Source organism: Phreatobacter sp., assembly GCF_027532945.1.
Lineage (GTDB): Bacteria > Pseudomonadota > Alphaproteobacteria > Rhizobiales > Phreatobacteraceae > Phreatobacter.
In genome coordinates this window covers 52,944-72,950 of record NZ_JAPZTZ010000014.1, presented here as the reverse complement: position 1 = coordinate 72,950, position 20,007 = coordinate 52,944, and the positions used below count along the sequence as shown (strand labels likewise).

At 67.9% G+C, this 20,007-nt stretch carries 16 protein-coding genes; 13 read left to right on the top strand and 3 right to left on the bottom strand.

Translation table 11 applies throughout. The annotated features are described in order from the left end of the window. The first annotated feature begins 23 nt into the window (after positions 1 to 23). From O9344_RS10845 to O9344_RS10805, 9 genes are all read left to right on the top strand, one after another. Positions 24 to 1,400 (top strand): MATE family efflux transporter, encoded by a 1,377-nt coding sequence (locus O9344_RS10845; protein ID WP_298476503.1) that lies wholly within the window; start codon positions 24 to 26, stop codon positions 1,398 to 1,400. A 381-nt stretch (positions 1,401 to 1,781) separates the two neighbouring features. Continuing rightward, positions 1,782 to 2,276, top strand: a complete 495-nt coding sequence (pal, locus tag O9344_RS10840) for a peptidoglycan-associated lipoprotein Pal (protein ID WP_298476500.1) — start codon at positions 1,782 to 1,784, stop codon at positions 2,274 to 2,276. Positions 2,277 to 2,404: 128 nt separating this feature from the next. Further along, positions 2,405 to 3,406, top strand: a complete 1,002-nt coding sequence (gene ybgF / locus O9344_RS10835) for a tol-pal system protein YbgF (RefSeq protein ID WP_298476498.1) — start codon at positions 2,405 to 2,407, stop codon at positions 3,404 to 3,406. Beyond that, entirely contained in the window at positions 3,393 to 4,430 is a 1,038-nt protein-coding gene (gene tilS / locus O9344_RS10830) for a tRNA lysidine(34) synthetase TilS (protein ID WP_298476496.1), read from the top strand. The genes ybgF and tilS overlap by 14 nt, the downstream gene beginning before the upstream one ends. Positions 4,431 to 4,628: 198 nt before the next feature. Then, positions 4,629 to 6,548 (top strand): ATP-dependent zinc metalloprotease FtsH, encoded by a 1,920-nt coding sequence (ftsH, locus tag O9344_RS10825; protein ID WP_298476494.1) that lies wholly within the window; start codon positions 4,629 to 4,631, stop codon positions 6,546 to 6,548. A gap of 134 nt (positions 6,549 to 6,682) precedes the next feature. Beyond that, a complete protein-coding gene (locus O9344_RS10820; RefSeq protein WP_298476492.1) occupies positions 6,683 to 7,801 on the top strand; it encodes a mandelate racemase/muconate lactonizing enzyme family protein in 1,119 nt (372 codons plus the stop codon). 153 nt (positions 7,802 to 7,954) lie between these two features. Next, on the top strand, positions 7,955 to 10,855 hold the full coding sequence (locus O9344_RS10815; RefSeq protein ID WP_298476490.1) for an EAL domain-containing protein: 2,901 nt from the start codon (positions 7,955 to 7,957) through the stop codon (positions 10,853 to 10,855). Between the two features lie 99 nt (positions 10,856 to 10,954). Then, positions 10,955 to 11,962 carry an aldo/keto reductase gene (locus tag O9344_RS10810; protein ID WP_298476488.1) on the top strand — a complete coding sequence of 336 codons (1,008 nt, stop codon included), beginning with the start codon at positions 10,955 to 10,957 and terminating at the stop codon, positions 11,960 to 11,962. A gap of 66 nt (positions 11,963 to 12,028) precedes the next feature. Beyond that, positions 12,029 to 13,756, top strand: coding sequence for a hypothetical protein (locus O9344_RS10805; RefSeq protein ID WP_298476487.1), 1,728 nt, complete (start codon positions 12,029 to 12,031; stop codon positions 13,754 to 13,756). A 21-nt stretch (positions 13,757 to 13,777) separates the two neighbouring features. Here O9344_RS10805 and O9344_RS10800 read toward each other — a convergent pair whose 3' ends face one another. Next, positions 13,778 to 14,950 (bottom strand): GGDEF domain-containing protein, encoded by a 1,173-nt coding sequence (locus O9344_RS10800; protein WP_298476486.1) that lies wholly within the window; start codon positions 14,948 to 14,950, stop codon positions 13,778 to 13,780. 185 nt (positions 14,951 to 15,135) lie between these two features. Next, complete coding sequence (locus tag O9344_RS10795) at positions 15,136 to 15,402, bottom strand: hypothetical protein (protein ID WP_298476485.1); 267 nt, start codon at positions 15,400 to 15,402, stop codon at positions 15,136 to 15,138. A gap of 164 nt (positions 15,403 to 15,566) precedes the next feature. On the opposite strand from O9344_RS10795, the gene O9344_RS10790 reads away from it, so the two are divergent. Beyond that, a complete protein-coding gene (locus O9344_RS10790; protein WP_298476484.1) occupies positions 15,567 to 16,304 on the top strand; it encodes a phosphatase PAP2 family protein in 738 nt (245 codons plus the stop codon). A gap of 53 nt (positions 16,305 to 16,357) precedes the next feature. On the opposite strand, the gene O9344_RS10785 is transcribed toward O9344_RS10790, so the two are convergent. After that, positions 16,358 to 16,780 (bottom strand): hypothetical protein, encoded by a 423-nt coding sequence (locus tag O9344_RS10785; protein WP_298476483.1) that lies wholly within the window; start codon positions 16,778 to 16,780, stop codon positions 16,358 to 16,360. Between the two features lie 308 nt (positions 16,781 to 17,088). Here O9344_RS10785 and O9344_RS10780 point away from each other — a divergent pair, with 308 nt between their 5' ends. From O9344_RS10780 to O9344_RS10770, 3 genes are all read left to right on the top strand, one after another. Next, positions 17,089 to 17,337 carry a DUF3297 family protein gene (locus O9344_RS10780; protein ID WP_298476482.1) on the top strand — a complete coding sequence of 83 codons (249 nt, stop codon included), beginning with the start codon at positions 17,089 to 17,091 and terminating at the stop codon, positions 17,335 to 17,337. Between the two features lie 172 nt (positions 17,338 to 17,509). Further along, positions 17,510 to 18,856 (top strand): phosphoglucosamine mutase, encoded by a 1,347-nt coding sequence (glmM, locus tag O9344_RS10775; RefSeq protein WP_298476481.1) that lies wholly within the window; start codon positions 17,510 to 17,512, stop codon positions 18,854 to 18,856. A 150-nt stretch (positions 18,857 to 19,006) separates the two neighbouring features. Next, positions 19,007 to 19,825 carry an outer membrane beta-barrel protein gene (locus O9344_RS10770; RefSeq protein ID WP_298476480.1) on the top strand — a complete coding sequence of 273 codons (819 nt, stop codon included), beginning with the start codon at positions 19,007 to 19,009 and terminating at the stop codon, positions 19,823 to 19,825. Positions 19,826 to 20,007: the final 182 nt, after the last annotated feature.

Sequence of the window (20,007 nt, the reverse complement as noted above, 5' to 3'; positions counted from 1 at the left end):
TCTGCGCCGCGGAGCTCGACATCATGACCGCCCCCGCTGTCTCCGCCCCTGCCGCGCCGCGCGCCAATCCGATCCTCTCCGCGCCAATCCTGCCGACGATCCTCAAGCTGTCGACGCCGAACCTCATGGCGATGGTGGCCACCGCCGCCGTGGCCATCGCCGAGACCGCCTATGTCGGGCTGCTCGGCACGGCCTCGCTCGCCGGCATGGCGCTGGTCTTTCCGGTGGTGATGCTGCAGCAGATGATGTCGGCGGGGGCCATGGGCGGCGGCGTGTCGTCCGCGGTCAGCCGGGCGCTCGGCGCCGGCGACATCGAGCGGGCCCGCTCGCTCGCCTTCCACACCGTGCTGATCGCACTCGGGGGCGGGATCGGCATGAGCCTGCTCTTCGTCGGCGTCGGCCCGGCGCTCTATGCTCTCCTCGGCGGCCGCGGTGCGGCGCTGGCAGAGGCCCTGACCTATTCCAACGTCGTCTTCGTCGGGGCGCTCGCCATCTGGCTGTGCAACCTCCTCGCCTCGGTCGTGCGCGGCATGGGCAACATGGTTGTGCCATCCGTGATCCTGCTGGCGGTCGCCGGCCTGCAGGTGGTGATCGGCGGCGGCCTCGGCCTCGGCGTCGGGCCGATCCCGCGCTTCGGCATGGCCGGTGTCGCGGCCGGTCAGGTCATTGCCTATGGCCTCGGCGCCTTCGCCCTTCTGGCCTGGCTGCGCTCGGGGCGCGGCCGGTTCGTCCTGCCGCTGGTCGGCGTCCGGCCGCGCTGGGACCATGCTGCCGATATCCTGAAGGTCGGCACCATCGCCATGGTCTCCTCGCTGCAATCGGTGCTGACCGTGTTGATCCTCACGCGCCTCGTCGCGCGCTTCGGCGATGCGGCGCTTGCCGGTTATGGCATCGGCTCGCGGCTCGAGTTCCTGCTCATCCCCGTCACCTTCGCCATCGGTGTGTCGCTGGTGCCGATGGTGGGCATGGCGATCGGCGCGGGGAACGCCGCCCGCGCCCGCCGCGCCGCCTGGACGGGCGGGGCCATGGCCTTCCTCGTCACCGGTGCGGTGGGGATCGCCGGCTGGTTCTTTCCCGAAGCCTGGGCGGGCCTGTTCACGCGCGATCCCGCCGTCATCGCCGCCACCGCGTCCTATCTGACCTGGGCCGGTCCCTGCTTCGGCTTCTTCGGCCTCGGCCTCTGCCTCTATTTTGCGGCGCAGGGTGCGGGGAGGGTGATCGGTCCGGTTCTCGCCGGCACGGCGCGGCTCGTCGTCATCGCGCTCGGGGGATGGGCCCTGGTTGCCACCGACCAGCAGCCCTGGGCCATGTTCGCCCTGGTCGGCTTCGCCATGGCGATTTACGGCGCCGGCTCGGTCCTCGCGCTGTGGGTCACCCCCTGGGGTCGCCGGCCAACGTGACATTTGCGCAACAGTCGCCATGAAGGGCTTCGCAGGTGGCTTGCTTCTCCCCACGGCCACCTGCTTGCCACAGTCTCGTCACGCTCCGCCGCGATGCGGGGGTGGTGTCGCAGTGCGTCACGCGCCGACACGACGAATTCCGGGCTTCCATTAACCAATGGTTGACCATTCCGGCGATTGGCCGGGCAGCGAGGTTTTAACGCCTCACCGTCCGGGCGATCGCAAAAAGAACAGATCATTCAGGACGATAACCACCTGGATGTGACGCATCGGACCGGCGCTGGTGAAGGCGACGGGCCCGGATCGGCTCTTCCGCGGAAGGTTCGATTAACCGACCTCCTGTTAGAGGTGCCGTCACATTTTCAGGTCAAGGAGACCATCATGCTGACCATGGCTCTGGGCCGCAATCTGAAGTTTGCTGCCATCATGGCGTTCGGGCTGGTGCTCGGCGCCTGCGCCCAAAACCCCACCAACCAGGCTGGTGCCGGCGCCGGTGCGGCGACCCCGGGCAGCGCCCAGGACTTCGTCGTCAATGTCGGCGACCGCGTCTTCTTCGAGACCGATTCCTCTGAGCTGACCCCCCAGGCCCGCGCCACGCTCGACAAGCAGTCTGTCTGGCTGAACCAGTACAACCGCTATTCCTTCACCGTCGAGGGCCATGCGGACGAGCGCGGCACCCGCGAGTACAACATTGCCCTCGGCGCCCGCCGCGCCCAGACGGTGCGCGACTATCTCGCCGCCCGCGGCGTGTCCTCGGCCCGCATGCGCACCATCTCCTACGGCAAGGAGCGCCCGGTCGCGGTCTGTAACGACATCTCCTGCTGGTCGCAGAACCGCCGCACGGTCACCGTGCTCTCTGGCGGCGCCGGCTCCTGATCCGTCCGCATACGGCATCAGACAACGGCGCCCGGACCCACCGGGCGCCGTTTTCGCTTGAAATGGGCCGAAATCTCGCCCAATTCCCCGCGTGAATTTCCGCTGCTCGGGCTGAAGGGATGACAATGATGATGGGACGGGTGGCGAGGGCCTGGTTCCGGTTCGACATCGCGGCGATGGTGGGCGGCTCCGCCCTCCTCGTACTCTGGCTCGCGGTCGCCCCGGCCCGTGCGCAGAGCGCCGCCGATCTGATGGACCGCATCCAGCGCCTTGAGGCGCTGGTGCGCTCGCTCAATGGCCAGCTGGAACAGTCGCAGTTCCGGGTCCGCCAGATGGAGGACCAGCAGCGCCGCATGCAGGCCGATATCGAGTTCCGCCTCAACGAGCTTGAGAATGCCCGCGGTGGGGCGCGCCGGCCGCAGACGCAGCAGCCGGCTGGCCAGCCGCCGCAGCAACAGCAGCAACAGGGGCAGCCGCCGCAGCGGCGATCGGACGTCTTCGACCCGTCCGAGCAGCAGGCCGCTCCCGGCGCGCCGCGCGACCTCGGCACTCTGCCCCCCGGCTCCAATGCCGCGCCGCCGCGCAGCGCGGCTGCCGGTGGCGCCGGCGGTGCCCAGCCGCTCGATCTCGGCCAGCTCGCCGGACGGGCTGCGGCCGATCCCTCGCTCGCCCCGGCCGAGCCGCGGTCCGCCATCCCTGGTGCGGTGGCCTCCACCGGTAGCACCGGCACCCAGCCGATTATCGCGTCCTCGCCGCGTGATGAGTACAACGCCGCTGTCGCCTTCATCTCGCGCCGCGACTACGAGCAGGCGGAAATCACCCTGCGCGCCTTCCTGCAGAACCACCCACGCGACCGGCTCGTTGGCGATGCCACGCATCAGCTTGGTGAGACCATGTACCAGCGCCGCCAGTATCGCGAGGCGGCCGAACAGTTCCTCAAGGTCTCGACCGACTTTCCCCGCGCCAGCCGCGCCCCGTCGAGCCTTCTGCGCCTTGGCCAGTCGCTGAACGCCCTCGGCGAGCGCGAGGCCGCCTGCGCCGCCTATGCCGAGTTCAATCGCAAGTTCCCGAATGCCGCCCCCGCGACGAAGACGGCGGTGGTGAGCGAGCAGCGCCGTGCCAGCTGCTGAGCCGGTGGCCGAGGCCCCGCTCGACGACGACGAGATCCAAGACCTCCTGTCATCCTTCCACGGCCACCCCGCCCTTGTCCTTGCGGTGTCCGGTGGCCCCGATTCGCTCGGCCTGATGGTCGCTGCCGCCCGCTGGCGCGCGCTTGTCGGTGAGGGCCCTGTCCTTCACGTCGCGAGCGTCGACCATGGCCTGAGGCCGGAAGCGGCGGGCGAATGCGCCATGGTGGTGAAAACGGCCGGCCGCCTCGGCCTGCCCGCGGCCGTGCTTGCCTGGGACGGTGACAAGCCTGCGACCGGCCTGCAGGAGGCGGCGCGGGACGCCCGCCACCGCCTGCTCGTGACCCATGCCCGCGCGAAGGGCGCGACGGGGATCGTCCTCGCCCATCACCGCGAGGACCAGGCCGAGACGGTGCTGATGCGTCTGGTGCGCGGCTCCGGTCCGCTCGGCCTCAAGGGCATGGCGGCAACAGCCGAGCGCGACGGACTTGCGCTGCTGCGTCCCTTCCTCTTCGTGCCGAAGGCGCGGCTGGCCGCAACGGCGCGCGCCGCCGGTCTCACGCCCGTGCACGACCCCTCGAACGACGACCCGCGATTCACCCGCGTCCGCATCCGCCGCCTCTTCCGCGACCTCGCAGGGGAGGGGCTCGACGCCGAAAGGCTCGCCATTCTCGCAGGTCGCATGCAGATGCTCGATGCCGCCGGCGCCCACCATGCCGCCCGGCTCGCCGAGGCGACGATGCAGCCGGCGGGCACGCAGGGCGCGCAGGCCTATGACGGGCTGGCCTGGCTGGAGGCGCCCTTCGTCGACGTGCTGCGCCTGCTGGCCGATACCATCGCCACCCTCGGCGACCCGGAGGTCGATGCGAGGCTCGAAGCGCTGGAGGCGCTCACCGGCGAGGTGCTGATGGCAATTGCCGGCGGCGAGGCGCTGCGCCGCAACCTCCAGGGGGCGCTGGTTTCGGTCTCGCCGCAGGGGCGCGTCATCGTGGCACGTGAGCCGGCGCGCCGCTCTCCCCGTAAATGATGGTAGGGAACGGTTGACCGCCTCTCGGGTTTGGGTCCCAAACGCGTGAACGGTTGAACGGCTGCTCCTTGGCAAGTCCCCGGCGGGCTCCTACATTGAGCAGGTACGGGTAATGCCGCATGACGCATCGGGCATGAGCACGGATAGCGCGCCGCTTCGGCGCCGCGTCCGCGGTGAGACCCTGGGGATGGACACGCGATGAACTCCAATTTCCGCAACCTGGCCCTGTGGGTGATCATCGTCCTCCTGCTCCTGGCCCTGTTCACGCTGTTCCAGAGCCCGCAGCAGCGGACCGGGTCGTCCGACCTGCCCTTCTCGCAATTCCTCACCGAGGCCGATGGCGGTCGCGTCCGTGACGTGACCATCCAGGGCCCCGAGCTGACCGGCCACTTCACCGATGGCCGCACCTTCCAGACCTATGCGCCGCCCTTCCCGGGCCTCACCCAGCGCCTCGTCGACAAGGGCGTGCAGGTCCAGGCCCGCGCGCCGGGCGAGCAGGTGCCGTGGTTCGTGGCGCTCCTCGCGCAGTGGTTCCCGGTTCTCCTGCTGATCGGCCTGTGGATCTTCATGTCGCGCCAGATCCAGGGCGCCGGCGGCAAGGCCATGGGCTTCGGCAAGTCCAAGGCGAAGCTCCTCACCGAGGCCCATGGCCGCGTCACCTTCGATGACGTCGCCGGCATCGACGAGGCCAAGCAGGACCTGCAGGAGATCGTCGAGTTCCTGCGGGACCCGCAGAAGTTCCAGCGGCTCGGCGGCCGCATCCCGCGCGGCGTGCTGCTCGTCGGCCCGCCCGGTACGGGCAAGACCCTCACCGCCAAGGCGGTCGCGGGCGAGGCCAACGTGCCCTTCTTCACCATCTCGGGCTCGGACTTCGTCGAGATGTTCGTCGGCGTCGGCGCCTCCCGCGTCCGCGACATGTTCGAGCAGGCCAAGAAGAACGCGCCGTGCATCATCTTCATCGATGAAATCGACGCGGTCGGCCGTCATCGCGGCGCCGGCCTCGGCGGCGGTAATGACGAGCGCGAGCAGACGCTGAACCAGCTGCTCGTCGAGATGGACGGCTTCGAGCCCAATGAGGGCATCATCATCATCGCCGCGACCAACCGTCCGGACGTGCTCGACCCGGCGCTGCTGCGCCCGGGCCGCTTCGACCGCCAGATCGTCGTGCCGAACCCGGATGTGAACGGCCGCGAGAAGATCCTCAAGGTCCATGCCCGCAAGGTGCCGCTGGCGCCCGACGTCGACCTGAAGATCATCGCCCGCGGCACGCCCGGCTTCTCCGGCGCCGACCTCATGAACCTCGTCAACGAGGCCGCCCTGCTCGCCGCCCGCCGCGGCAAGCGCATGGTCACGATGAGCGACCTCGAGGACGCCAAGGACAAGGTCATGATGGGCGCCGAGCGCCGCTCCATGGCCATGAGCGAGGAAGAGAAGAAGCTGACCGCCTATCACGAGGCCGGCCATGCCATCGTCGGCCTGAAGGTGCCCGCCGGCATGCCGGTGCACAAGGCAACGATCATCCCGCGCGGCCGTGCGCTGGGCATGGTGAAGTTCCTGCCCGAGGGCGACCGCTACTCGATGAAGTACAAGGAGTACACCTCGCACCTTGCCGTCGCCATGGGCGGCCGCGTGGCGGAGGAGATCACCTTCGGCAAGGAGAACGTCACCTCCGGCGCCGTCGGTGATATCGACCAGGCCACCAAGATGGCGCGCGCCATGGTGACCCGGATGGGCTTCTCCGAGGAACTCGGCATGGTGGCCTATGGCGACAACCAGGAGGAGGTCTTCCTGGGCATGTCGATGGGCAGGCAGCAGAACGTTTCCGAATCCACTGCGCAGAAGATCGACGCCGAGGTGAAGCGCCTGGTCCAGGAGGGCTATGCCGAGGCCATGCGGATCCTCACCGAGAACCGCGAGCAGTTCATCATGCTCGCCGAGGCGCTGCTCGAATACGAGACGCTGTCCGGCGACGAGATCAAGGACCTGCTCGCCGGCAAGCCGCCGGTGCGCGACAGCGAGCCCGACAAGGGCCAGGTGCGCCACTCCGCGGTGCCGACCGCCGGCAAGGGCCGCCGCCCGGCCAATGATGACGGGCTGGAGCCGCAGCCGCAGGCCTGATCGAGGTCTTGATCGAATGCACAAGGCGGGCAGCGATGCCCGCCTTTTTCGTTTGGGGCAGGCTCCCCCTCCGGCTGCCTTGAGCGCATCCGCAGGCGCGCCCACACTCCGCCCGACCTTTGGCGGGGCGCCCCATGACCATCAGCCGTATCGAGCCCTTCATCCTGCACGTGCCGGTGACGGGCTCCTCGATCTCCGATTCGACCCACACCCTCTCCCACTGGGGCGTGGTCGGCTGCCGCATCCACACCCGCGAGGGGCTTGTCGGCACCGGTTTCACCGGCACCCATGCGGACATTGCCGGGGATCGGCTGATTGCCCGCTGCATCGCCACCTCCCTCACCGACCTCCTCATTGGCGAGGATGAGCGCGACGTGACGCGGTTGTGGCAGAAGGTAGCCCGCCACCCTCCGCTGCAATGGATCGGCCGCGCCGGCATCGCCCATCTGGCCCTTGGCGCCGTCGACGTGGCGCTGTGGGACCTGAAGGCGCAGGCCGCCGGCCTGCCGCTCTGGAAGCTGCTCGGCGGGGCGACCTCAGAGCAACTCACCGCCTACAACACCGATATCGGCTGGCTGTCGCTCTCCGACGAGGATCTCGTCGCCGGCGCCCGCCGCGCGGTGGAGGAGGAGGGCTTCCGCGGCATCAAGGTGAAGGTCGGCTCCGCGGATATCGGCCGCGATATCGCCCGGCTCACCGCTGTGCGCCGCGCGGTCGGCGACCGCGTCACCATCGCCACCGATGCCAATGGCCGCTGGGACCTGCCGACCTGCCTGCGCTTCACCCGCGCGGCCCGGGACCTCGACCTCCTCTGGTTCGAGGAGCCGCTCTGGTACGACGACGTGGAGGGCCATGTGCGCCTTTGCGCCGAGGGCGGCGTGCCGGTGGCGCTCGGCGAGCAGCTCTATACGGCGGAGGCCTTCTTCGACTTCATTCGCCGCGGCGCCATGCACTATGTCCAGCCGGACGTCGCAAGGCTCGCGGGCATCACCGAGTATATCCGCGTCGCGGAGGCCGCCCATGCCGCGCGGCTGCCGGTCGTCGCCCATGCCGGGGACATGGGCCAGGTCCATGTCCATCTGTCCTTCTGGCACCCGGCGACCACCTCCTTCGAATACATCCCGTGGATCCGCACCTGCTTCGAGGAGCCGGTTACCGTGACCAACGGTGACGTGATGCGTCCGGAGCGCCCCGGCGCCGGGACCGCGATCCGTCCGCAAGCCTTCGAGATTCATGCGAAATCGCTGGATTGAGAGGCGAATTCGCCGCCATGCCCTTGCCGGTTACCACCCCGCGAGTCTAAGTCTCGAACGTTGCGTACGAACGAGCGCCGCAATGGCGCCACACACGGGGCTCATGGCGTGCCGCCTGTTGCAGAACCAGCGCTCACGGCCAAGCCTCGACGGATGCTCGTGCGGACGACGTTTTCCCTTCTCCCCCGACTGCTGGCGCTGGTGATCCTCGCGCTCGGCCCGGCCGTTGCGCCGGCGCTGGCGCAGGGCGTCGATGCCGTGGCGGTGACGGCCACCTCGCCGGCCATCAATCTCGGTCGCGCCCTGACCTTCGTGCAGGGCGAGGGCGACCGCGTCTCCGTGCCGACCGCCCCCGGCAGCGACGGCATCGTCCGCCGCATGGAGGTGCGCCAGACCCGCACCGATTCGAGTTCGGTCTGGGGCGTCTTCACCCTCTCCAACGCCACGGACGAGCAGGTCGATCGCCTTGTCGTCGTGCCGCATTACCGGCTGATCCGCTCAGGCCTGTTGCGTCCGGACCTCGGCGCGCAGCGCCTCGTCTCGCTCACCCCCAGCCAGGGCTTCCGGCCGGAGCGGCAGACCGCCGTCGACCAGGACGTGTTCCTCATCACGCTCGACCCCGGCACCACCGTCACCTTCGTCGCCGAGCTGCATGATCCGCGCATTCCGCAGATCACACTGTGGCAGCCGGACGCCTTCAAGGACCGCGAGAACTCCTTCACCCTCTACCGCGGCATCATCCTCGGCATTGCCGGCCTGCTCGCCCTGTTCCTCACCATCCTCTTCGTGGTGAAGGGCTCGCTGATGTTCCCGGCCGCCGCGCTCCTCGCCTGGGCGGTTCTCGGCACGCTGGCGCTCGACTTCGGCTTCTGGACGCGGGTGATGGAACTGGCGCCGGAGGTCGTCGCCTTCTGGCGCGCCGTGGCGGAGGCGATCCTCTCGGCGACGTTGATGATCTTCCTCTTCGCCTATCTCGACCTCAACCGCTGGCACGTGCGCTACACCGTGCTCATGGCGGTCTGGCTGGCCTTCGCCGGCGGCATGCTCACGGTTGCCTGGTTCGACCCGTCGATTGCCGCCGGCATCGCCCGCCTCGGCATCGGCGCGGTGACCATCCTCGGCACGGTGATCCTCGTCTATCTCTCGGTGCTGCGTTACGACCGCGCCATCAACCTGTTGCCGACCTGGGTCCTGTTCATGGTCTGGTCGGGCGCGGCGCTTCTGATGGTATCCGGCCGCCTCAACAACGAGATCGCCGCCCCCGCCATGCTCGGCGCGCTGGTGCTGCTGGTTATGCTCATCGGCTTCACGGTGATGCAGCACGCCTTCTCCGGCGCGGGCGTGCCGCGCGGCCTCGTCTCCGATACCGAACGCAAGGCGCTGGCGCTGACCGGGGCGGGCGATGTCATCTTCGACTGGGACGTCGGCACCAACCGCATCTGGGTCGGGCCGGAGCTCGAGCCGCAGCTCGGCCTGAAGCGCGGCACGCTCGAGGGCGTCGCCACCCGCTTCGTCGAGGCGCTGCATCCCGCCGATCGCGATCGCATCCGCTCGACCCTCGACACGGTGGTCGAACATCGCCGCGGCCGGCTGGTCGAAGAGTTCCGCCTGCGCGCGGCGGACGGTCATTTCATCTGGATGGTGCTGCGCGCCCGGCCCGTCGTCGGGTCTGACGGCGAGGTGGTGCGCCTCGTCGGTACGCTCGCCGACATCACCGAGTTCAAGGCGGCGGAGGAGCGGCTGCTCCATGATGCCGTCCACGACAATCTCACCGGCCTGCCGAACCGCGAGCTCTTCCTCGACCGCCTCGATGCCTCGCTGACCAGCCTCGCCGCCGAGGATGGGCGCCGGCCGACCGTCATGGTGCTCGACATCGACCGGTTCAAGCAGGTGAACGATTCCGTCGGCATGTCGGTGGGCGATTCCATCCTGCTCAGCGTGTCGCGGCGCCTTGCCCGCCTGATCAAGCCGCAGGACACGCTGGCCCGCCTCGCCGGAGACCAGTTCGCCATCATCCTCGTCTCGGAACGCACACCCGAGCGCATCACCGGCTTTGCCGAGACGCTCCGCAAGGCGCTGCGCGCGCCCATCGCCTTCGGCGACCGCGAGATTTTCCTCACCGGCTCCATCGGCATCGCGCTGGCCGACGGGACGCAGGTCAAGCGTGACGACCTGCTGAAGGATGCCGAGCTTGCCTCCTATCACGCCAAGCGGCTCGGCGGCGATCGCATCGAGGTGTTCAAGCCGGCGCTGCGGGCGGTAAAGAGCGACCGGCTGGCGCTGGAAAGCGACCTCAGGCGGGCGCTGGAGCGCAACGAGATCGCCATCGTCTACCAGCCGGTGGTGCGCCTTGCCGACCGCACCCTCGCGGGTTTCGAGGCGCTGGTGCGCTGGGACCATCCGCGCCTCGGCCGCCTGCCGCCGGGCGAGTTCATCGCCATCGCCGAGGAGACGGGCCTCATCGTCGAGCTCGGCCTCTTCGTCATGGACCGTTCGGCCCGGCAGCTCGCCTCGTGGCAGCAGCTCATGGCGCTCGACCCGCCGCTCTTCGTCTCGGTCAATGTGTCGAGCCGCCAGCTGCTGCGCCACGACCTCCTGCAGGACATCAAGGGCGTGCTGTCGCGCTCGACGGTGGCCCGCGGCTCGCTGAAGCTCGAGCTCACCGAGAGCCTCGTCATGGAGAACCCGGAATATGCCGCGCAGATGCTCCAGCGCATCCGCGAACTCGGCGCCGGCCTGTCGCTCGACGATTTCGGCACCGGCTATTCCTCGCTGTCTTACCTGCAGCGCTTCCCCTTCGACACGATCAAGATCGACAAGAGCTTCGTGCGTGCCGACCAGCGCGGCGTGCGCCCCGTTATCCTGCGGACCATCATCTCGCTCGGCCAGGACCTCGGGATGGAGGTGGTGGCCGAAGGCGCCGAGAGCGACGCGGATGCCGTCGAACTCTTCCAGCTCGGCTGCGACTATGCTCAGGGCTTTGCCTTCGGCGAGCCGATGACCGCCGACCAGGCGACCAAGCTGCTCAAGGCCGCGCTCGCCCAGGCGGCGTGAGGCAACGGCAAAGCGGCGGCCGGCCATGCGCGCCCGTGGCTTCCCTTGCGCTGTGCGCCCCGGCCTACTGCAGATCAACGATCATCCGGGAGGAATGATATGACCCCGCGCAATCTCGGCCGCTCTGGCCTCAAGGTCTCGCCGATCTGCCTCGGCACGATGATGTTCGGCGGTCCGACGGAGGAGAAGGACGCGGTTCGCATCATCGACCGGGCGCGCGAGGCCGGCGTCAATTTCATCGATACGGCGGATGTCTATACCGAGGGCCGCTCGGAGGAGATCACGGGGCGTGCGATCAAGGCGAACCGCTCCCACTGGGTGCTGGCCACCAAGCTCGCCAATCCCACCGGCCCCGGCCCCAACGACCGCGGCCTGTCGCGCCTCTACATGATGCGGGCGGTGGAGGCCTCGCTGAAGCGGCTCGGCACCGATGTCATCGACATCTACTACCTCCACAAGGAGGACCACGGGACGCCGCTGGAGGAGACCGTGCGGGCGCTCGGCGACCTCATCGCCCAAGGCAAGATCCGCCATTACGGCGTCTCCAACCACCGCTCCTGGCGCGTTGCGGAGATCTGCAGCCTGGCCGACCGCATGGGCATCGACCGCCCGGTCGTCAGCCAGCCCTATTACAACGCCATGAACCGCATGCCCGAGGTCGAGCATCTGCCGGCCTGCGGCTTCTACGGCCTCGGCGTGGTGCCCTATTCGCCGCTCGCCCGCGGTATCCTCTCCGGCAAGTACGACCCCAAGGCGCCGCCGCCGGAGGGCTCGCGTGCCGGCCGCGCCGACAGCCGCATGATGCAGACGGAATGGCGCAAGGAATCCCTCGTCATCGCCCAGAAGCTCAAGGTTCATGCGGAGAAGCGCGGCATCAGTCCGGGCCAGTTCGCCACCGCCTGGGTGCTGAACAATGCCTTCGTCACCGCGGCCATCGCCGGCCCGCGCACCATGGAGCAGTTCGAGGACTATCTCGGCGCGCCGGGTTACGCCTTCACGAGGGCCGACGAGGCGCTGGTGGACCGGCTTGTGCCGGCGGGGCATCCCTCGACGCCGGGCTATACGGATCCGGCCTATCCGCTGGAGGGGCGGGTTTCGCGGGCATAGTCTGATTCAACTAGAACTTGAATCGAAAGACGAATTACGTTGTTCTATCTGCCGATAGGACAGCGCATGGTTGATTTCACTCGGTCTGAGGATGTTGCGAGGTGGATCGACGGCCGATCACCCGATGAGGCAATCCTTTTGGCGGGGCGGCTGGTATGGCGCGTATTGCCCGCGCTGGCCGGTGTATTCGCAAATCAAAATGTAAAGGACCCCTCGGCCACAGTCGTGCTGCCAGTTTTCCGCGCCATTACTGCGCCGTGGCTCTCTTGTCTCTATCCGGGCGCGGCGCTTGGGCCATACGCAGATGCCGCTGATTTCCTTGCCCGCCCAGCTCGGATCCTTGCAAGGTCTGCCGTTCACTCAGGAGACGCAACTGTTTCTGGCGCCGGTGCCGTTGCGGACGCTGCCGCGAGTGCTGCGGCTTCATGCGCAGCTCTAGCCGCGGTTCGCGACGCGAGCGCCAAATCTCCCGCTTCTCGATTTGCAAGTATTGCAGCGTCAAGGGCCGCGAATGCATCAATAAGGTCATCGTTGAACGCGGCATCCTCGCTCTTCTACGGCGCCACAGCTCGACTTGCTTTATCGATTGACGCAACCGCAATCGAACAAGGAACAGCTCTAGAAGTCCTAGCAGCCCAACCTCTGTGGAATCGGGAGCCAATTCCTGACGGGGCAGCCGAAGGCTGGCTTGACTTGAAGAAAGCCTTGCTTCGGGAGAGACACCACTGGCGAGTGTGGACCGATTGGTACGAGGACCGGCTCAGGGGTAAGCCACCTCAGTTCCACTCACTTGAACTTGCTCGCCTTACACTTGCTGAAATGTTTTGGGAGCAAGGCCCTGATGCAGTCAATGTTGAGTTGCTCAACTTTCTTGAAAAAGAGGAATCAAAGCAATTCGAAATACCTATATCAATTGATTCTATTACATCGCAAATTGATTCCGCTCTTGCTTTTGGCGGCGGTGAAAACGCCCCCATTGATGTGGTTGAAGTTTCACCCCAAACTCTCGTCGACACTGCCGAGCTGCGACTTGGCCACCAGCAGATCCAAGACAAAGCGAGAACCCTTCAGGTTCATTGCGGTTCCAGCAATCGCTTAGCTGTACTGAAGGGTTATGCGACGCGATTAATGGACGCTGCTGGAGGCAGCCTAGCGGAACTCAAGCTGCGAGCCTTCTGGTCGGCGATGAATAGTCTCCGGCGGCGCCTTGAGGCAGACAGCCTAGCAAGAACCTCAGCCGATCCAGAGACTCCGCCCTTGCCTGAAGAGGTGAAGGGGGCGCTGGAGGATTTGCTTGACGAACTGAACCTGTTCGCTGCTCACGAACCGCATTTGGTCACCCTTGATCTAATGAGGGGAGATCCCGAACTTCGGATCGCCAGTCCGCCTGCGAATGCTGCGGTGTCGGATCTGATATCCGCAGCTAAAGAGCGGCCGGAGGTCGTCGCTCCCAGCGCGACTGAGGCGCTTGAGCGCGTCGCAGCAGACGCCACAGGCAATAGCCCATCTGCCGTGCGAGCAAGGATTTTTTCTATCCGTTCCGCCGTTAATCTTGTGTTGGAGCTTATTCGGCGAGCCTACAAGCCGGTTGCCACAGAGACTTCGGTCGCTTGGAAGGGGATTCGAGAGGGCGCGTACCGAGCGGTTGGCGCCGCGGGCATCGCCGGCGCTGGATATGGCGCGGCGCTACTCATCCACAAATATGAAACTACTGTCCGACAGCTCGCAGACTTGCTGGGTGGCAACCAGACGCTGGCAAAGATAATAGACGCCATCGTGCGCGCAGTTTCCTGAGTGCCCAAGTCGTGACCCGCCTCACCCCGCGAGCCTGATCCCGTCCTCGCGCGCGACCACGCGGTTGCGGCCGGTGCGCTTGGCCTCGTAGAGGCAGGCATCGGCCCGGTCGATCAGATGGTCGAGGTCCGGCTTGCCGCTCGCGACCACCGATACACCGATGCTCACCGTCGTCCGCAGGGTGGTGCCGCCGGCCGCGATGTCGAGGGCGGCGACGCGGGCGCGCAGACCCTCGGCAACGGTCATGGCCGTCGAGAGGGTGGTGTTGGGCAGGAGCGCGCCGAACTCCTCGCCGCCGAGCCGGCCGAACGTATCGGTCGGGCGCAGGTGCGAGCGGATCGTCGTCGCCACCGTCACAAGCACCGCATCGCCGCCGGCATGGCCCACCGTGTCGTTGATGTTCTTGAAGCGGTCGACGTCGATGACGAGCATGCAGGCCGGCCAACGCGTCGCGTCGGCGACGAGCCTCTCAGCCTCCGCCAAGAAGGCGCGGCGGTTCGGCTGGCCGGTCAGCACGTCGGTCTCGGCGGCGCGGCGATAGCGACCCTCGGCGCGATCCTTGATCAGCAGCAGCAGGAGGAACGAGATCATCGTCACGTGGACGAGGGCCTCGACCATGATGATGACGACGACGGGCGAGGCCTGGAGTTCGCTCGGGGCCGGGGCGGTGTTCAGCAGCGGCACGACAAAGCGGACGATGAAGACGCAGCCGTGCAGGCAGTACCAGATGACAGTCGGGATGCGCGTCGGCAGCGGCTCGTCGCGCAGGCGCCACAGCACCGCGGCCGCCGCGAAGGAGGCGATGATGACGGTGCCGGAAATGTAGGTCAGGCGCGCCTCGATGCTGCCGTAGAAGGAGGGGATCTGGCACAGGACCAGCCAGATCAACGGCAGCATGGCGATGAGGCCCCAGGGCACCCGCCGGCGGCAGAATTGCAGCACACCCGCGACGTTCAGCATGTAGGCGGTGATGGTGCAGAAGTTGGCGATGACGATGGACAGTGTGTCGGGCGCGATGTTGCGCAGGGCCAGCATGAAGACCCCGACGCTGCCCACCACATTGGCGATGCCCCAGGTGAAGAGGCTGGGCTCCTCGCTGTTCCGCCGCGACGACATGAGCAGCAGCAGGCCCGCCGTCATGCTGACGACGACAACGGCAAGGGCAATCGTGCGCGGGTGGAGATATTCGGTCACGCGGCCATCCATCACCCGGGACCAGGTGTCGGGCGATGCGCCGCATGATGACGTGCGACGCTTGCACCTTCGTTAAGCGGGTGGGGCGAGCCGGTATGTCGCAGTTGCTGAAAACGCGGAACGCACCTGTCGTTCAGATCGTCCCGGATGGCCGGGGTCACCGGCCATCCGGATGGTCTGCGTCATCAACGGCAGACGCGGAAGCCGCGGCGGTTGATCCAGCAGCGGCGGCGGCGCCAGGGGCGGCCAGCCCAGGAGCGGCGGCGCCAGCGACGACGGCGCCACTGCATGTCCTGCGGGTCGGCCGGGGCGGTCTGGAGGGCCGCGCGCATGCCCGTCAGGTCGGCGGGAGCCGTGGCGGGCAGGGCGTTCGCCTCGCCGGCGAAGGCAAAGGGCATGGCCGATGCGGCGACGCCGGCGGCGAGCGCGGTGAGCAGAGTTCTGCGGTTCATGGGCTTCCTCCGTGGATGGGTCGGCGGCCGGCGAGGACCATCGCGGCCTGATGGTGCCAACGTCAGGGCGGGCGGCCGGTTCCTTTGGCGCCATCGTGCGGCACAAGGTCCGCCGTCGGCCTCGCGCCTTGACGCGACGGACGGCCTCGGCCACCTGAAGGCCCATGTCGGCACGCCCTCTTCCCACGCCCTCCGCCCTCGGACGCCTTGCCCGGCTGGTGCGTGACGAGATCGGCCTTGTGGTGGCGCTGGTGGTGATCGCGGGCGGCACGCTCGCCTTTCTCCGGCTCGCCGACATCGTCGTCGACGGGGAGACCGAGGCCTTCGACCGGGCGCTGCTGCTGTTCATGCGCGATCCGGCCAATCCCGGCCTTGCGCCGGGGCCCTCATGGCTGCCGGGGATCATGCGCGACATCACCGCGCTTGGCGGCCTCGCCGTGCTGTCGATGCTGGTGGCTTTCGCGGTCATCTACCTGCTGCTTGCCGGCAAGCGCGCAGCGGCCATCTTCGTGCTGGTCTCGGTGCTCGGCGGAACGGCGCTCAGCCACGGGCTGAAGATTGTCTTCGACCGGCCGCGGCCCGATCTCATTCCCGGTGCGCCGATCGAGCTCACGGCGAGCTTCCCCTCGGGCCACGCGATGATTTCGGCCGTGGCCTATCTGACGCTGGGCGCGCTGCTGACGCGCATCGAGGCGCCGCGGCGCGTCCACGCCTTCTTCATCGGCGTGGCGGTGGTCATGACGGTGCTCATCGGCATCAGCCGGGTCTATCTCGGCGTCCATTGGCCGACCGACGTGCTGGCCGGCTGGTGCCTCGGCGCCGCCTGGGCGCTGCTGTGCTGGATCGTGGCGCTGTGGCTGCAGCGGCGCGGCCAGATCGAGCCGCGGCCCGGACGCGAATGAGAAAAGGCCCGGCTTCTGGCCGGGCCTTCGGGAGCGTCAGAGCGGCGCGGGCGTCACCACCAGATGGGGCGGCGCCAGTAGGGCCGGCGGCAGACCAGCTCGCCCCAGCGATTGTAGAAGCAGCGGCGCGGCGGACCCCAGGGACGGGGACCCCACGGACGCGGACCCCAGGCGCGGCGGCGCCGCCAGCCCGGACCCCAGCCACCGCGACGCCAGCCGCCGCCACCACGCCACCGGCGTCCGCCACCCCAACCACCGCCACGGAAGCGACGGCCACCGCCGCGGAAGCCACCGCCACGGCGGCGCATCTCCAGCAGGGAGGGTTCGGATGCCGGCGCAGGGCCGAGGGCCGCGCGCACACCCGCAAGATCGGTCGCAGGGGCGCCGACGGGCGCGGCCTGAGCCGTGCCGGAGGCCAGACCCGCGCCAGCCGCGACGCCCGCGGCCAAGGTCGTCAGGAACAGTCTGCGATGCATTGGACACATCTCCTCGTCACGAGATGCCACCACCCATCGTCACGCTAGCAGGAAACAACGGCAGCGGCTCGTCAAAATGACGGGTGGCCGCTAGTGACGTTCCCGGTCCCGTCATGGACGCAAGGCCTGATCGGCCACCCCTTGCGACGACGATGCACCGATCGACACGCCTGTCGCACCGGACCTGATGTGCCGCGGGACCTCTTTGCCAGATGGCTTCGGTTGCTGCCGCCCGGCCCAGCCTTGGCAGGGAGGGCCTGTGCCGCTATCAGTCCGCGCCTGAAACTCCTCCAGCGACGGAAGCAGGCATGACCGACGAGACCCGCGCCGCCCCGCCCGACCGGCTGTCGACCGACCCCGCCAGCCCCTTCTATGACGCCGACATCCTCTCGCGGGAGGTTGGAATCCGCTTCAAGGGCGTCGAGAAGAACAATGTCGAAGAATATTGCGTCTCCGAGGGCTGGGTCCGCGTCGTCGCCGGCAATGCCCGCGACCGCCACGGCAATCCGCTGACGGTGAAGCTCAAAGGGCCGGTCGAGCCCTATTTCAAGAGCTGAGGCGACGGCGCCGGGCCAAGGCGCCGCTGTCACAGTCCATCACCATATTTGAACCGGTTTCGGGGACATTTCGCCCAGCCGCGCCTATAAGGCTGCGATGGCGGGCAGATCCCGCGAATCGCATGGCTTCCCCATCGCGGCGGACGAGACCTTCACCCCGAGACCCTCACCCATGGCCCGCAAGTATTTCGGCACCGACGGCATCCGTGGTCGCGCCAATGCCTTCCCGATCACGCCTGACATGGCGATGAAGGTCGGTCAGGCCGCCGGCGTTGCCTTCCAGCGCGGCGAGCACCGCCACCGCGTCATGATCGGCAAGGACACGCGGCTGTCCGGCTACATGATCGAGAATGCCCTCGTCGCGGGCTTCACCTCGGTGGGCATGGACGTGCTGCTGGTCGGCCCGATGCCGACCCCGGCGGTGGCCATGCTGACGCGCTCCATGCGCGCCGATCTCGGCGTGATGATCTCGGCGTCCCACAATCCCTTCGACGACAACGGCATCAAGCTCTTCGCCCCCGACGGCTACAAGCTCTCCGACGAGGTCGAGAAGGAGATCGAAGGCCTGCTCGACCAGGACCTGTCCAAGAAGCTCGCTGCCTCCCGCCATCTCGGCCGCGCCAAGCGCATCGACGACGCGCAGGCCCGCTACATCGAGTTCGCCAAGCGGACGCTGCCGCGCAATCTCGACCTGGACGGTCTGCGCATCGTCATCGATTGCGCCAATGGCGCCGGCTACAAGGTCGCCCCTGCCGCGCTCTGGGAGCTCGGCGCCGAGGTGGTGACGATCGGCGACAAGCCGGACGGCTTCAACATCAACGACGCCTGCGGCTCCACCCATCCGGAGACGCTGGTGGAGAAGGTGCGCGAGATGCGCGCCGATATCGGCATCGCCCTCGACGGCGATGCCGACCGCGTCCTGATCGTCGACGAGAAGGGCCATGTGGTCGATGGCGACCAGCTCATGGCGGTGGTCGCTCAATCCTGGCTCGAGGATGGCCGGCTCGCCCAGCCCGGCATCGTCGCCACTGTCATGTCCAATCTCGGCCTCGAGCGCTTCCTCGGCGGCCTCGGCCTGCAACTCGCCCGCACGCCGGTCGGCGACCGCTACGTGCTGGAGCACATGCGCGAGCACGGCTTCAATGTCGGCGGCGAGCAGTCCGGGCACATCATCCTCTCCGACTATTCGACCACCGGCGACGGCCTTGTCGCCGCGCTGCAGGTGCTGGCCGTCGTCCTGAAGATGGGTCGGCCGGTCTCCGAGGTCTGCCACCGCTTCGAGCCGCTGCCGCAGATCCTGAAGAATGTCCGCTTCAAGGGTGGCAAGCCGCTGGAGGCGAAGAGCGTCGTCTCCGCCATCGACGATGCCAAGGTGAAGCTCGGCAATCACGGCCGCCTCGTCATCCGCCCCTCGGGCACCGAGCCGGTCATCCGCGTCATGGCTGAGGGCGACGACCGCGACCTCGTCGAGACGGTGGTCGACCAGATCGTCGAGGCGGTGACCAAGGCCGCTGCCTGACGCGGCTTCAGCGGCAGGGAAGGGGACTTTTACCCGCCGTTCACCACGTCCGTTAGGGTTAAGTGGACTTTAAGCAATCTGCGGCAGGCTCAGGGGTGTTGAACCCTCGGGCGCGCCTGGCACGGCGATGCCCTCTCCCAGGACACCGCCATGCGCCGCCTGATCAGTCTCGCTTTCGCCGCCACGGCGGCGTTCGTCGCCACCGCCGCCACCGCCGCCGACATGGCGCCGCCGCTGCTGCGTGAATCCATCCCCGCCGTGCAGCCCGTCGACAATGGCGGTTGGTACCTTCGCGGCGACGTCGGCTTGGGCACGCAGACCGCCCAGCGCTGGCAGTACAATCCGAACCCGCCGGGTGGCATCACCCAGGCGACCTACCAGCACTCGCTGTCGTCGACCATGTTCATCGGCGCCGGCATCGGCTACGCCTTCAACTCGTGGTTCCGCGTCGACGCCTCGCTGGAATATCGCTCCGGTGGCCGTTTCGTCGGCCGTGACATCCTCACCGGCCCGCAGAGCTACGAGAACGTGCTGCACTCCAACATGTCCTCGGTCGTGGCCCTCCTCAACGGCTATATCGACCTCGGCACCTGGTGGGGCATCACGCCCTATATCGGCGGCGGCGTCGGCTACGCCCATAACCGCCTCGCCCCGACCTTCGACACCGGCGTGGTCGTCGGCGTCGGTCCCTCCTCGGGCGTGATCAATGGCGGCTCCAACGGCACCTTCGCCTGGGCGCTGATGGCCGGCATGGCCTGGGACATCTCGGCCAACACCAAGGTCGAGATCGGCTATCGCTACCTCAACCTCGGCAATTTCCGCTCCGGCGCGCCGTGCCCGCTCTGCACCACCGCGGTGCAGAACTACGAGATCCGCCAGGTCACCTCGCACGATATCCGCCTCGGCCTGCGCTACGCCTTCGGCGGCTCGACCCCTGTCGCGCCGGCCCCGGTCGTCGCCCGCTACTGACCTCGCAGCACCGTTCCCCAAGTCAGCGGCGCGGGCCTCAAGCCCGCGCCGTTTTCTTTTGTGAGGCGGGGCTGGCGGGCCCCAGGCCCGCGCCGTCTCTTGTGCGCGGCGCGAAGGCCCGCGCGACGGCCCGCGTGGTTAATTCTTAACCTTAAATCCCCCTTAACCGCGGTCTGCGACAG

Bases quoted from the DNA above. Each gene is read 5' to 3' on its own strand.
- O9344_RS10845 (WP_298476503.1), top strand. From the start codon at position 24: ATGACCGCCCCCGCTGTCTCCGCCCCTGCCGCGCCGCGCGCCAATCCG.
- pal (WP_298476500.1), top strand. From the start codon at position 1,782: ATGCTGACCATGGCTCTGGGCCGCAATCTGAAGTTTGCTGCCATCATG.
- ybgF (WP_298476498.1), top strand. From the start codon at position 2,405: ATGATGGGACGGGTGGCGAGGGCCTGGTTCCGGTTCGACATCGCGGCG.
- ftsH (WP_298476494.1), top strand. From the start codon at position 4,629: ATGAACTCCAATTTCCGCAACCTGGCCCTGTGGGTGATCATCGTCCTC.
- O9344_RS10820 (WP_298476492.1), top strand. From the start codon at position 6,683: ATGACCATCAGCCGTATCGAGCCCTTCATCCTGCACGTGCCGGTGACG.
- O9344_RS10815 (WP_298476490.1), top strand. From the start codon at position 7,955: ATGCTCGTGCGGACGACGTTTTCCCTTCTCCCCCGACTGCTGGCGCTG.
- O9344_RS10810 (WP_298476488.1), top strand. From the start codon at position 10,955: ATGACCCCGCGCAATCTCGGCCGCTCTGGCCTCAAGGTCTCGCCGATC.
- O9344_RS10805 (WP_298476487.1), top strand. From the start codon at position 12,029: ATGGTTGATTTCACTCGGTCTGAGGATGTTGCGAGGTGGATCGACGGC.
- O9344_RS10795 (WP_298476485.1), bottom strand. From the start codon at position 15,402: ATGAACCGCAGAACTCTGCTCACCGCGCTCGCCGCCGGCGTCGCCGCA.
- O9344_RS10790 (WP_298476484.1), top strand. From the start codon at position 15,567: ATGTCGGCACGCCCTCTTCCCACGCCCTCCGCCCTCGGACGCCTTGCC.
- O9344_RS10785 (WP_298476483.1), bottom strand. From the start codon at position 16,780: ATGCATCGCAGACTGTTCCTGACGACCTTGGCCGCGGGCGTCGCGGCT.
- O9344_RS10780 (WP_298476482.1), top strand. From the start codon at position 17,089: ATGACCGACGAGACCCGCGCCGCCCCGCCCGACCGGCTGTCGACCGAC.
- glmM (WP_298476481.1), top strand. From the start codon at position 17,510: ATGGCCCGCAAGTATTTCGGCACCGACGGCATCCGTGGTCGCGCCAAT.
- O9344_RS10770 (WP_298476480.1), top strand. From the start codon at position 19,007: ATGCGCCGCCTGATCAGTCTCGCTTTCGCCGCCACGGCGGCGTTCGTC.